Below are 13,547 nucleotides of genomic sequence, written 5' to 3'. Positions count from 1 at the left end.
GCCGTCCTGGGGTAGGGGCACGGCAACCGTAATCTGTTGGTTGATGCCCCAGATTGCCGCCGCCGTCCTGGGGTAGGGGCACGGCAACCGTAATCTGTTGGTTGATGCCCCAGATTGCCGCCGCCGTCCTGGGGTAGGGGCACGGCAACCGTAATCTGTTGGTTGATGCCCCAGATTGCCGCCGCCGTGCCCCTACATTGCGTCTGCCATATCACCTGGTGCAGAATTTGTCAACCGCATTTTTGGTTTCCGTCCTGGGGTAGGGGCACGGCAACCGTAATCTGTTGGTTGATGCCCAAGATTGCCGCCGCCGTCCTGGGGTAGGGGCACGGCAACCGTAATCTTTTGGTTGATGCCCCAGATTGCTGCCGCCGTCCTGGGGTAGGGGCAGGGCAACCGTAATCTTTTGGTTGATGCCCAAGATTGCCGCCGCCGTCCTGGGGTAGGGGCACGGCAACCGTAATCTGTTGGTTGATGCCCCAGATTGCCGCCGCCGTGCCCCTACATTTCGTCTGCCATATCACCTGGTGCAGAATTTGTCAACCGCATCGTTGGTTTCCGCCCTGGGGTAGGGGCAGGGCAACCGTAATCTCAAGGTTGATGCCAAAGATTTCCGACGTGCCCTACAACTTCCATTCACCCATTACCCTAGTTCCCACCGCTCTGCCTGGGAACGCCATTAGCCATTAGCCATTCCCCTAGATTTTTGCTATGGGGTGATCGGTTTTCTGGGATGAGTGGGTACTATAAGTTTAGATCCTGGCCTCACCATCTATTAAGATTTGTTAAAGATGGACGAAATCTCACCCAGGCTCGCTCAAGTTACCATAGAGGAAATATGGCTAATTTTTACCCAGCCAGACTTCTAGTCTATTCACTTATACGGAGTCATTCGACCCTCAACCGTAAAACTACATAAAACTTCTAACACAAAATTTGTTACCAGCGAAAGCGTATTTTTTCGGTTGATACTCGCAGTTGCAGTTGCTAGTAAAGAACAAAGCCAAATAATTTACATAATTTTTGGTCAAGCTACTCGACACTCAACGAATTGGTTCAAGCCAAGCGAGTCAAACCCATACTCTCGATATTCAACCTGTTCAAAATCAGACTTTCTCACATCAGGAAAGCAGCCATGTCAAAACGCAAGCAAACCAGGGCAATTCAAAAGGTTATCTACAAGCTGTTTAGACAGTTGTCGAAACTGGTGCAAACCGCTGCCTTGGGCTTTAGCAACTGGTTAATGAGAACCTTTCTAATTTTAGGTCGCAAAAAGCGGCGTCCTGCTAGTGCAAAAGCTGGATTTGTGCTGCCAACCGTTACCCTATTGCTGTTAGTTGTGTCTTTAGTAATAGGGGCAATTTTATTCCGCACCGGAAGTCGGACAAATCAGGTGATTGGAGCGCGGGAAGAACAAGTAATCTACAACGCCGCCACCCCAGCGATTGAACGAGCCAAGGCTAAATTAGAATATTTGTTTCTTAAAGATAAGCGCTTTCCCAGTGGCCCGCCATCCGATGAAATGTTGCTATCCATGATCACAAATAGTCCAGATCCATATGGCGGCTTGACCTATAAGTTGGATCAAAATCCCTACAAGTTTGACGACGAGACGCAAATCAACCTTCGTCTTGGAACCAATGATGAAAAGCCCGAACCCGCTTGGTCTTTCCAAATAGATGTGGATGGAGATGGAGTAAAAGAAACAGTTGTATATTCAATTAATTTGAAAGGAAGAGAAGGAACCAACGACATTACAACACAAAGCTATACAGTTGACAAAAGAGCTAAAGATCAGGTGGTTCGCAACGGCCCGCTTACTACGACAAACATTAGCAACCCTGTATGCCGCGCCATAGCCAGTGGCGGCAACACCCCAGCAGTAGGTGGCCCAAGCCTTGCAGTGAATGAAAACGATTGGACTCAAGTTGGAACTGCCAAGCTACGCAAAACATTTCAGGTTGATGCGATCGTTCTCTCGCGGCAAAATGGCGTGAACCGAACTGTTGCTACCTTAGAATTTCAGCAGGATAGACAGCTAGACCGGGGAAATAAATGGGGAGCTTGGTTCCGCTATGACCTGGAAATATTTCCGGGTCAACCATTCAACTGGAATGGCGCAATGTACACCGCTGGCAACATGATCGTTGGCGACCCAAACTTCAGAGCATTTTTAATTAGCGCCCGCAATTCCTGTTTTTATAGCAGAGATGCTTCAGAAATTAAAGTTAATCGAGATATAAAAAGTACTCCCACGCCAACCGATCCAAGCTTTCAAGGGCAATTTGTATCGGGGAAAATGGGGAACGATGGCACGGCAGGTGGCTCGTTTTTTCACGTGATGCAGGACGATGATTCACCAGATACAACTGATGGCAATATTAGATTCACTGACGGAACAGACTCGGTAAGTAATGGAACTCCCAGCAAAATTGCTCTCGATCCGGTGCGGTTGTTTACCCAAGATATATCCCAATCGAGAGAGGCGCCGCAAGACAACATAGGAAGAACAGACCCAGGCTTTTACAGAGATAATGCTGAGGCAGGCTCGATTGGATATTTCAATGCCAAAAAACGGTTAATGTCTAGTTCAGAAACCGCTCCATTTATTGACGATACCTACCGCGCTGATGACCGCTATGGCCCAAAACCCTACTACGACAGAAAGGGCAACGAAATCCGCCTCGACAGTGGCAGCAAACGAAATGGGCTTAACATTACCGACCCAGAGCGGAAACGCCTCACCAACACCACCCTCGATCCCCTCGATACCGAATTCAGAAACGTTGGTTTGGACGGTTATTGGGAACGGCGCGCTCATGTCAGCGGACTGCGAGTGATTGTCGGCGAAAGGTTGGAATTGGGCAACCCCTTCGGTTGGGTTAATTCAGCATTGCCTGGAGTTGGGGCTGATAATACCACCCGTGATGATGCCCGCGAATTTGACCCGCTTTACCCCGCCGCTAACCAGGCTAATCTGCCAAACGCAGACAGACAGCGGCGCACCCTGAGAGATAACCTAGCCGCAGTCCAAGGAACGGTAGTCTACCAAGCCACGCCGGGAACCCCACCCACAGCACCAACTCGACCCATTGCCTGTATTGCAACTACCGCCCATGCGGGAACGCGGCAAACGATTAGCAACAGTAAAAACTTCCAAACTGCTGGTCAGACCTACGGGTTAGATTCCAACAAATTACCTAGCGATTTCTTCACCGGGTTAGGAACTAATGGGTGGGAATATAGCCCTCCTCCTGCCGCTGCTAACTTGCGTGGCGGAGACTGGGGAAATGCCCTAAGAAACCTAGCCAATTTTGCCGGAGAATATCAAAATCCTAACGACAGTGGTGCCTTTCCACCCACACAAGGAACCGGAAACAGGGTTTATCCTCATCCTTACTTAACTATGTGGGGGAATTTCTCCAACCTAAGCCGCGCAATGTACGATACCAACAACAGCATTGCAGATAACAGCTACCTGGAATCGGCGGCTTGCACCCTGGGGATGTTGGCTAACAACGTTGACAAGTTCAAAAATGCCTCTGTCCCAGATTCAACTGTAACGAATTTATCCGATAAACTGAAGGCGTTAATTGTACCTGCTGGCACCTCAACCCCCCCGAATCGGATTGAAATAAATGCCTTCAGCAATCTCAACCTCAGAACCGCTAGGGTAGTCAGAAATAACATTGAGGTGAAAACCGTTCCGGTTACGCAATTAACACCGGATGACTATATCGATTTGCTACCGACGACAGAGCAGCCTGCGGCTAGGTTGCTGGCGATGAAGTTGCAAATAGCACGCGATCGCCAATGGGGTTTTGCCACCGCTTGGCGTCCAAGTGCCACACCTCCTAGTTCCACTCCATCTACCGCAGCAGGCAACAGTTTTGACCCAACCCCTGCGGTTGGGTCAAATCCTGGTACTGCCAATGATGAAATCCCACTGGCTGTTTGTCCATCTGACCCTCAGGTAATATCTGGCGTCACAATGCCGACTGGTAACGAAGCTGCACAGCTGCTTTGTCCATCGCAACCTAAGTTCCCCGCACTTTATTACGTCTTCCCTCTGAACGATCACGATCGCACAGGCATAGCGGCTAGTACTCCACTGGCGAGCGGCTCTAATGCTGAGCCATACTTGGTTCCTCCAGCATCGATTCCTGCACTACCAGCGCCGCGAGATCAATTTAGAACCGTTACCCTGGATACCCTTGCCAATGACGTTCGACCACTAGACATCGGTGCGTGGCCTTTACCAACAACAGGTGGCGTATCTAATACCGACCCTCTGGCAGATTTCAACATCACACCCCCTGGCGGTGGAAACCAAAGGGTATCGCTAATCGACAACGCCCTGTACAACGGTCGAGAATTGATGACCGTGCGGACGTTAGACATAGATTTAGACCTGTTGAGAACAAATAATAACAGTGCCACAGGCGATACTTGGTTGCCCGGTAGCGGCGTCGTGTATGCCTTCCGAGAAGATGCAGTCAGGGAAGATGCGGTATCCAGACCGGCAGCTGGCGGAGCTTGCGACAACTATACCGCTATCCGTTCAAGTGGTTGCTTGATCAATGCCGACATCAACAACCCCAGAGACCCCAGTGTTGCGAACAACGGCATCTCCCCCAAAGCCGTTGATTTCTTCCCAGATCCAGACCGCCGTCCTCATGGGTTCCGCTTGCGAAACGGACGCAGGCTCGACCGGGCTAGCAGTAAACGAGGTTTAACCTTTATATCCGATAACCCGGTTTACATCCAAGGCGACTTCAACTTCCACAGCAGAGATGGAAACAACAACAACTTGGAAGAATTTAATCAGCAGCTGAACGATGGCTGGGGGAATTTTTATGACCGACAAGACTTAAACTCTGACTTTTCTCGACCCGCAACCGACACCTGGCGACCGGCAGAAATTCTAGCCGATGCGATTACCATCCTTTCAGACAACTTCCAAGAAGGCAGCATCGATCGCGGCATTTTAAATGACAGCGATGGAGGCCAAGACAGAACGGGAATATCTGGTGGTCGCTACTCCTTCCGCGCCATGAATGGCCCCAACAACCCTGGTGGAATCTCCAGGTGGGTGCTGGAAAATGGCATGGTGATTGATGGCTCAACCAGAACAACAGACCCAAATAATGGAAATCCCTTTGTCAGATTTCCGATAAAAATCTCTCGCAACGGCAGCCCTATCGTCTGTAACGATGCTGGCCTTACTATCGGTGCTTTTTGTCCTGTAAATCAACAGCAAGAAATACCCTTAGGAGACTTCCGAAAGCCAGGTGTACCCAGCTACGTCGATTCAATCAACCAGGCATCGCCAACGCGGGTAAATGCCTCGCTGATTAGCGGTATAGTGCCTTCTCGAGTCAATCAAAGCTATGGCGGTTTCCACAACTTCCCCCGCTTCATCGAACGTTGGGGACCGGGGACTCCGTTGCGGATTTCTGGATCTTTCCTGCAATTAAACTTCAGCAGCTATGCCACTGCCCCGTTTGAACTAAACCAATGGGAACCGAACACCAGCGATTCTCCAACCGTTAGTGGTCTCACCCCCATCCAATACTACCTTGCACCCGACCGTCTCTGGGGTTATGACGTGGGGCTGCAATATGCACCCGCAGGTCCGGCAGCACAGCGTTTCCTGCAACCCCCCGCCCAGCGCAGCGAATTCTACCGAGAACTACCTGCCAACGACCCCTATATTTGCCAGTTACGGCGTGCTGGCGGCGTCGATCCAAACGCTGAAACAGAATGCCCGCAAAACTAAAGGTGGAGGCTGCTATGCTCACACAAAAAACTCGATTTTTAACCAAACAAGCAAACACCCGCAAACTCAAGGCAGGAGCAACTGGGGTGCTGGCTCCAAAATTGCCAGAATCACCCAATATACCCCAAAAAACCCGGTTTCTGCCCAAGCAAACCCTAAAAAATCCCTCCGAGCAAGGACTGACCTTATTGGAGTGCTTGGTCGCCATTGGTGTAGTTGCTGTAGTCGTAACCGCCTTCACGCCCCAAATCTTCCTTGCCGTTGCCACCCAAGTCCAAAACAGGCGAGCAGAACAAGCCCTGCAACTGGCACAGGGGGAAGTTGACCGAGTTAGACGCACGGTAGAACGCGGCGATTACAAGAACGAAGATTTACCGCCATACGGAGAAAATAATATCCGGCAACAGCCTGCCCCAAGTTCAGCCCAGGCCCTCCCAGCCAATCAACTATACTCAAGTTCTCCCTCACAGGGCGTGCCAGTTGATGTCAACGGGGATGGCAGCAATGACTTTATCGTTCAAACCTTCCGCAATCCAGGAATAACCAGGGGAACCAGAACGGTTGCATTTGATTTTGGTGTAAGGGTTTATACCTTTACCTCAAACATGGATTTTGAAAACCCACCTCAAAAAGCTGCTTCTCTGCAATTGACTACCGCAGCGGGTCAGCAGCAACGACGGCCTTTAGCAATGATTTACACCAGCGTTGCCCAAAGCGATAACCGCAATTCCCTTTGTCAGCAACGCCGCTCTACGGGTGAGGGAGACAATAATCCTGGGTGTCAATAGCCTGTTGTAATTCTTAACATGGCTCAGGGGAGCAGAGAGGCAGGCGTTGATAATCTGCCCATCTTCCCCACCTGCCCCACCTTAGACCACAGAATTTCAACTAAATTCCTCGTTGAGGGGATAAAAATTAAAAACAATGGCTACAAAACTATTTCTAAATTTGTTGAGACGCAAGCGCGTCAGTTCCAGAAAGCGCAAAAATGGTGGGTTTACCGTAATCGAACTTTTGATATCGATGCTAATTGCATCGATAGTGATAACGGTGCTGTTGAACCTGATGATAGATTTGTTACAAACAGATCGGCGGGAATACGCTCGCACTGAAACCCAACGGGAAATGCAAATGGCGATGGATTTCATCGTTAACGATTTGCGAGAAGCAGTCTATGTTTACGACAACGATCGACTCAACCAGCAAACAAACGGCGTTCAACCCTTAAAAAATTTTATTCCCGATCGTAGCGGGTACGAACCAATTCTGGCTTTCTGGAAACCCGAACCAATCGACGACGATAGTCAACTCCCCAATAACTGTAGCGGTGCCCCCAGCAATCCCCCTTCAGAAGAGTGGACTAAATGTAGAAATCTCTGGGTGAAACGCCGAATCATGACTCTGGTGGTATACTACCAAACAAAAAATGAGGGAGAGGATCGGCAAAAGTGGAAGGGGATATCTCGGATTATGCGGTATACCCTGCGTCAGTACGATATCAGCGGCAGTACCAGAATCGATGTCAACAATCAAAACCAAGGATATGTAGAGCCTCTGACAACACAAGGGGTAGAGTTTAGCATTTGGCCAAACGCTAGAGTTGGCAGCAACGATCTTCAGAACAAGCAAAATGAAGCTGGCGGCAGACCCAACACTTTAAATGCCGCAAATAGCCCCGTTTTAGTCGATTTTCTCGATCATCCCGTAGCAAATCGCCCAGATGGGTTCAGACCAGTCCCAACCGCTCCTCGCTTGCAGTGTCCGACAAACTATACAGCGATTCCGCCACAGAACAACCCTTCTGGCTTTGATTTGCCCAGCTTTGCTGTTTGCGTCAGCAAAGCCACCCCTGGGGTGCCACCGACCAGCAAGAAAAACCAAGATGTGATTGTTTTCCTCAGGGGTAACCCGACGGGTAAAGCTGGGGTTAAAATTGCGCCGCTGCTGGCGATTAGAACCCAAGCAGTTGCGCGCGGGGTAGTTGATAAAACACCAGTCGATTAAGTTGCGAACAGCCAATAGGAGTAAAGCGCTATGAACCCCCGATATAAGCAAGCGGCTGGTTTTACGATGATAGAACTGCTGGTTGTGATTGTAGTTGTGGCAATCCTGTCAGCGATCGCCGCTCCCAGTTGGCTGGGATTTTTAACCAGACAACGCCTCAATGCGGCTCAAGCTGAAGCAATAGGAGCGCTGCGGGAAGCCCAAACTAATGCCAAACGGGAAAAACGAGTTTGGCAAGCTTGCTTTCGAGACTTTCCAGGCGATCCAGGCAATAACATTAACCCTAAAGTAATATGGGCCGTGCGACCCAGACCCACTACTGGAGGGACTGGATGCGATACTATCTCTCCCGGTTTGTGGCAAAGTATAACACAGTCAGATGCAGATACCCTCGCTATTGAAGATAGTCTCAGTAATTCCAACATGCAACAACCTTCTGGGTACTACAGGGTAGAGTTTCAAGACAAAGGCTTGCTGAACAAAAACCAGCCCACAGGTACAATCACTTTTAGATCTCGCAGAGAGCAAAATGGTTCAAAACGCTGTGTCGTGGTGGAAACCATCTTGGGGGCAGTGCGCGCTGGTAACGATAGCGAATGTAAGCGGCTACCGTAAATATACGTAATAAGATTGTTATCGTTAAAATCAAGAAAAACACTGAGTAGCAAAACGCACCTGAAGGGAAAAATAAATCAGGTGCGTTTTGTACTTTTAGACAATGGAATTAGGGTCTGAAAAATCACATCAGGGATACACGTTTTTAGAGTTTGTAGCAATCATTGTCATCGTCGCTATATTATCCGGGATCGCAGCACCGAGTTGGCTGGGATTTTTAAACGCGCAACGCTTGAATGCAGCTCAAGCACAAGCTTTGTCTATAATGCGAGAAGCCCAAGCTTCTGCTAAAAGAGAAAAACGAGTTTGGGAAGCTTGCTTTCGGCAAAACGCGACAGAAAAAAAAGTGCAATGGTCAGCGCATCCGGTTCCCGCTTCAGGTGGGGGAATGTGTGCCAACGCCCGATGGCAAAATTTAATTGAAAGCGATGCGAATCAAATAGCGATCGCCACAAGTGGTACGGCTCGCTCTACCCTGTTCAATAGAAACAATATCTATCGAATCCAGTTTGGCTACAAAGGCAGGGTGAACGGACAGCTGGGTAAAATCACATTTATCGCTGCCAATCAAACCAATCAAAATAGGGGTTCAAAGCGATGCGTGGTAGTTTCAACTTTGTTGGGAGCCATCCGCACAGCCGGGAATAATGAATGTAATGGGGATTAGTCAAATCAGAATCCCGGTTTCTCTAAGAAACCGGGATTCTAAAAATCGAATCAGAATCCCGGTTTCTCTAAAAAACCGGGATTCTCAAACATCAGAATCCCGGTTTCTCTAAGAAACCGGGATTCTTAAGGGTACCCCTTTCACTGACAACCTTTTTGGCTCTGCACATAGTTTCTCAGCACAGTGAGTAGCGCATCCCCGCAGGAATCTATCGAGTACGACTCGTTCCAGAAAACATCTTTCCAGTAGACAGCATCTACTTCCTGTTCAAACTCTTGCCTGATTCTGCGACTGGAAACGCTCTTCAGGTTGTTGATGAACTTGCTCAGCTGCATTTGTGGGTAGTAGCGAAACAGCACATGAAGATGCTCAGGCTCCCCATTGCACTCCAGGAGTTCACACTGCCACTTCTGGCAAAGGTCAGCCACAATTTCTTTCAACCGTTCCAGCATAGGAACAGAAATCACTTTTCTGCGATATTTTGTCGTCAAAACCAAGTGAGCGTAGAGCCTTGAAACTCCTCTAGAACGTGGCTTGTAATCCATTTACACTAGATTGGCGTGTATAGTACAATTCTACCAGAGATGCGCCTTGATGCAGCGGGTTCAGCACTACACCAAGACGACTTCTCCAGTGTTGTCCAGACCAACAAAGGAGTATATCGATCATGCCAAAACCCAGGTATGACGAGGAAGAAAATGTGTCTCGACACGGAGCCGCAGACAAAGCGGACTGCGAGGAGATGGCAGAAAAGTATGGATGGGAACTCGTTGATGTTGAGGAAACCAACGATCCCATTCTGGAGGTCGATTGCGTTTTTGAAGGCAAAACTGAGTTTCCGAAGTCCTACTATGACACCGATAAGGAGGAAGGCGAGGATGCGTAAGTACATAATTTTCCAGGCAGAGCGGCGTTCACCCAATTGGAAAGAGCGCAAATTCCAGCACACGCTTGCGCTTACTGATATTTTGGCTGAACACTACGATTGCTCAGACAAGCCAATTCCTCAACCAGGATATCGTCCTTTGGAGTTTATCCGCGTAGATCAGCTTCACGATCCAAAGCAGCACGGACACAGCACTCACTATCGAACCGGCGATTGGGAGGTGACGCGGGTTGAATCATACACCCCCGATGTTCCAACTCCACACAGCCAGTACGACATGGTTGTGATTTGCCACTGCAAGTACAATCCCATCAACGCGCCTCTCAAACCAATGCCAGAGCGTCAAGTTTCCATCGACTCGTTTGGGGGAGACAAAGAAGCTTACCAAAATTGGCTGGAGTCTGACAAGCAGCCTACTGAGGTGTAGATTTGACAGCATATCGGGACTTACGCAACCACAATAAATATGGTGTGATGGTGCGTTACGCTATGGCTAACGCACCCTACATATAGATACTTTGGGTAAGTCCTGATATTTCAGAGGGAAGTTGCCCATCTGCGGGGCAACTTCCCTCTGAAACTGCTCTTTGGGCTTTAGCTAGGTCAGGACTTATATCGTTTCCTTAGGCATCGGAATTACGACCTGTAGGGGCTTTTTCCCAATTAGCAATTAGCAATTAGCAATTACTTTTTGGCTGCGAACGCGAGTGCGGAAGGGAGGCATATCTCTGGTGACAAAGCGACGATTTTTCCGAGAAACTTTGGTGATTTGCCTAAGTCCTGATTGTATTACTCCGCCGATACTTCCGCATCCAGCGTCTCCTCAGCTGCTTTCAGCGCTGCTGCTGTCTTTTCCCGATCCAACTTCAAAATCAACACAGCCAAAGGTGGCAAACACAAATCGATCGAGTAGGCACGGTTGTGATACCACCATTCATCCGACCACTTACCGCCCAAATTGCCCATGTTGCTGCCGCCATATTGACCAGCATCGCTGTTAAACAGTTCCGTATAGAAACCATGATCCGGAACCCCTACCCGGTAGTGACTGTGAGGCTGAGGTGTAAAATTGCACACCACAACAACGTATTCATCAGAATCTTTGGCACGACGGATAAACGAGACAATGCTGTGACTGTTGTCGTTACAGTCAATCCATTCAAACCCATCAAACCCAGCATCTGCCGTATACAGCGCTGGTTCTCCTCTATACAGTTCGTTCAAGTCTTTAAAGAACTTTTGCATCTGTTGGTGCGGCTCGTGCTGCAACAAATGCCAGTCCAAATCGCCCCAGACATTCCATTCGCTCCACTGAGCTAACTCCATCCCCATGAAGATCGTCTTCTTGCCAGGGTGAGCCCACATCAACGTGGAAAGAGCGCGTACATTAGCAAACTTCTGCCACCTGTCTCCCGGCATCTTCCCAATCATCGGACTCTTGCCGTGAACTACCTCATCGTGAGACAGCGCCAGCATGAAGTTCTCGCTGTGGTGATACCACATCGCAAAGGTGATGTTGTTCTGATGGAACTGGCGGAACCAGGGGTCCATGTGGAAATAGTCCAGGACATCGTGCATCCAGCCCATATCCCACTTCAAGTTAAAGCCCAATCCCCCCACATAGGTAGGCCAAGTCACCATAGGCCAAGAGGTAGACTCTTCAGCAATAGACAGAATGCCAGGGAAGTAGGAAAACAGAACGTGATTCGTCTGGCGGATGAAATCAGCCGCCTCGATATTTTCACAACCGCCGTAATCGTTAGCTACCCATTGCCCATCGGGACGGCAATAGTTGAGGTACAGCATCGAAGCCACCGCATCCACCCGGAACCCGTCGATGTGGTACTTATCAAACCAGAACACCGCATTGGCAACCAGGAAGTTCCGCACCTCATTGCGACCGTAGTTAAACACCAAAGTCCCCCAACCTTTGTGTTCGCCCTTGCGGGGGTCGGCATGTTCGTACAAGTGAGTCCCATCGAAGAAAGCCAAACCGTGACCGTCTTTGGGGAAGTGACCCGGTACCCAGTCAACGATGACACCAATGCCATTTAGGTGGCACTGGTCAACAAAATACATAAAGTCTTCCGGACTGCCGAAGCGAGATGTGGGGGCATAAAATCCCGTGACTTGATAACCCCAAGACCCATCAAACGGGTGTTCGGCAACGGGTAGTAACTCGATATGGGTGAATCCCAAATTTTTCACGTAGGGAATTAACTTGGCAGCCAGTTCCCGGTAGGTGAGGAAACGCGCTCCCGGATTGAGTTCGGCAGCAATTACTACTGGCTCCTCTTCTCCGTTTGGCAGCTTGGCAGGTTCCGCAGAGGAAGCGTGCATCCAAGAACCCAAATGGCATTCGTAGACAGAAATCGGCTGAGTCAGGAGGTCGGTGTGACGCCGCTGTTCCATCCAATCGGCATCGTTCCAAGTGTAGGAATCCAAATTGGCGACAATGGAAGCGGTTTTAGGCCGGACTTCTTGGTAGAACCCATAGGGGTCGGATTTTTCGTAAATGTGACCGTCCCAGTTTTTAATTTCGTACTTGTAGTGTTCGCCATATCCCACACCGGGAATAAACAGATCCCACACCCCATTGCCAAACTTCCGCATTTGGTGTTTGCGACCATCCCACTGGTTGAAATCGCCCAGCAATGAAACGTTACGCGCATTGGGTGCCCAAACGGCAAAGTAAACTCCCTTGACGCCGTTCACCTCGGTGACGTGGGCGCCCATTTTCTCGTAAATGCGGTGGTGATTGCCTTCGGCAAACAGGTGAATGTCAAAGTCCGTCAGGACGGGAGAGCGGAAGGCGTAGGGGTCGTAGATGACGCGCTCGTGGTCGCCTTCTTTAATCCGCAGCTGATAGTTTGCCAGTTCCGGCGTTTCGATCGTGCATTCAAAGAAATGGGGATGATGCACCGACTGCATGGGATATTCTTTGCGCTTATCGGGAAGAATCACCACTACCGCATCAGCATTGGGTAAGTAGGCTCGTACTGCCCACTTGGCTCCTTTGCCATTCTGTTCGAGCAGATGCGGGCCGAGGACTTCAAACGGGTCTTGATGCTGGTTCCAAACTATCCGGTCAATTTGCTCGGTCGCGACGGTCATGGACATGGGGCTACCTACCTAAACTGGATTTACTGATCGGGGTTATGGGTTCAAGCGAGTTGAAAGCACTTTATATTTATATACATTTTTTTAACTATTTTCATCGCGATCCGATAATACGTTTCTTGCCGGGGGTGGATAACAAGTGTTGTCGCGCACCAGTTGGTGATAAATGTCACAATGACATCTTCCCCACCCTACAACGGGATCGGGTGGGATAAAAACGATATCGGAATGCTTGTTCTACCATGCCTCACCTTAAACCTCCGGGAGTATGGAGCGCCACCCATCTTTTAAGTGGGGGATGAAATATTATACGAGCAATTTTAATTGCCGTCCCCTTTTGGGGGTGGAGGGATATGGTTGCCCGTCCTGGGGATATGGTTTTCCCCAAAAACACCCATTTGGGGCGAAAGTTAGGCGAACGCTATCGCGTTCCGCAACGCTTTCGCCAAGGTTATCGGTCGGTACTATCTCGGTCC

The 13,547-nt window shown here is 49.5% G+C and carries 10 protein-coding genes; 7 read left to right on the top strand and 3 right to left on the bottom strand.

All coding sequences use genetic code 11. The features are described 5' to 3' along the window. Positions 1-230 precede the first annotated feature (230 nt). The gene (locus MiSe_RS29035) at positions 231-524 is read right to left on the bottom strand and encodes a hypothetical protein (RefSeq protein ID WP_226587020.1); all 294 of its coding nucleotides are present in this window, start codon (positions 522-524) and stop codon (positions 231-233) included. 611 nt (positions 525-1,135) lie between these two features. Between MiSe_RS29035 and hpsA the strand changes: the two genes are divergently transcribed. The 5 genes from hpsA to MiSe_RS29010 all read left to right on the top strand — a co-directional run bounded on the left by hpsA (position 1,136) and on the right by MiSe_RS29010 (position 9,065). After that, positions 1,136-5,779, top strand: a complete 4,644-nt coding sequence (hpsA, locus tag MiSe_RS29030) for a hormogonium polysaccharide biosynthesis protein HpsA (protein ID WP_226587019.1) — start codon at positions 1,136-1,138, stop codon at positions 5,777-5,779. Positions 5,780-5,793: 14 nt separating this feature from the next. Further along, the gene (locus MiSe_RS29025; protein WP_226587015.1) at positions 5,794-6,567 is read left to right on the top strand and encodes a prepilin-type N-terminal cleavage/methylation domain-containing protein; all 774 of its coding nucleotides are present in this window, start codon (positions 5,794-5,796) and stop codon (positions 6,565-6,567) included. A 136-nt stretch (positions 6,568-6,703) separates the two neighbouring features. Then, on the top strand, positions 6,704-7,783 hold the full coding sequence (locus MiSe_RS29020; RefSeq protein WP_226587013.1) for a prepilin-type N-terminal cleavage/methylation domain-containing protein: 1,080 nt from the start codon (positions 6,704-6,706) through the stop codon (positions 7,781-7,783). Positions 7,784-7,813: 30 nt separating this feature from the next. After that, positions 7,814-8,398: a pilus assembly FimT family protein gene (locus MiSe_RS29015; protein WP_226587011.1), complete on the top strand. Its 585-nt coding sequence runs from the start codon at positions 7,814-7,816 to the stop codon at positions 8,396-8,398. A 103-nt stretch (positions 8,399-8,501) separates the two neighbouring features. After that, positions 8,502-9,065, top strand: a complete 564-nt coding sequence (locus tag MiSe_RS29010; protein WP_226587010.1) for a pilus assembly FimT family protein — start codon at positions 8,502-8,504, stop codon at positions 9,063-9,065. A 140-nt stretch (positions 9,066-9,205) separates the two neighbouring features. On the opposite strand, the gene tnpA is transcribed toward MiSe_RS29010, so the two are convergent. Continuing rightward, positions 9,206-9,610, bottom strand: coding sequence for an IS200/IS605 family transposase (gene tnpA / locus MiSe_RS29005; protein WP_226587009.1), 405 nt, complete (start codon positions 9,608-9,610; stop codon positions 9,206-9,208). 122 nt (positions 9,611-9,732) lie between these two features. Between tnpA and MiSe_RS29000 the strand changes: the two genes are divergently transcribed. Together MiSe_RS29000 and MiSe_RS28995 are read left to right on the top strand one after the other, a co-directional pair. After that, positions 9,733-9,951 carry a hypothetical protein gene (locus MiSe_RS29000; RefSeq protein WP_226587008.1) on the top strand — a complete coding sequence of 73 codons (219 nt, stop codon included), beginning with the start codon at positions 9,733-9,735 and terminating at the stop codon, positions 9,949-9,951. Continuing rightward, positions 9,944-10,378: a hypothetical protein gene (locus tag MiSe_RS28995; protein WP_226587006.1), complete on the top strand. Its 435-nt coding sequence runs from the start codon at positions 9,944-9,946 to the stop codon at positions 10,376-10,378. The genes MiSe_RS29000 and MiSe_RS28995 overlap by 8 nt, the downstream gene beginning before the upstream one ends. A gap of 362 nt (positions 10,379-10,740) precedes the next feature. Here MiSe_RS28995 and glgB read toward each other — a convergent pair whose 3' ends face one another. Continuing rightward, a complete protein-coding gene (gene glgB, locus MiSe_RS28990) occupies positions 10,741-13,071 on the bottom strand; it encodes a 1,4-alpha-glucan branching enzyme (protein WP_226587005.1) in 2,331 nt (776 codons plus the stop codon). Positions 13,072-13,547 lie beyond the last annotated feature (476 nt).

This window comes from Microseira wollei NIES-4236 (assembly GCF_020521235.1).
GTDB lineage: Bacteria > Cyanobacteriota > Cyanobacteriia > Cyanobacteriales > Aerosakkonemataceae > Microseira > Microseira wollei.
This window is presented reverse-complemented; position numbering and strand designations above follow the sequence as displayed.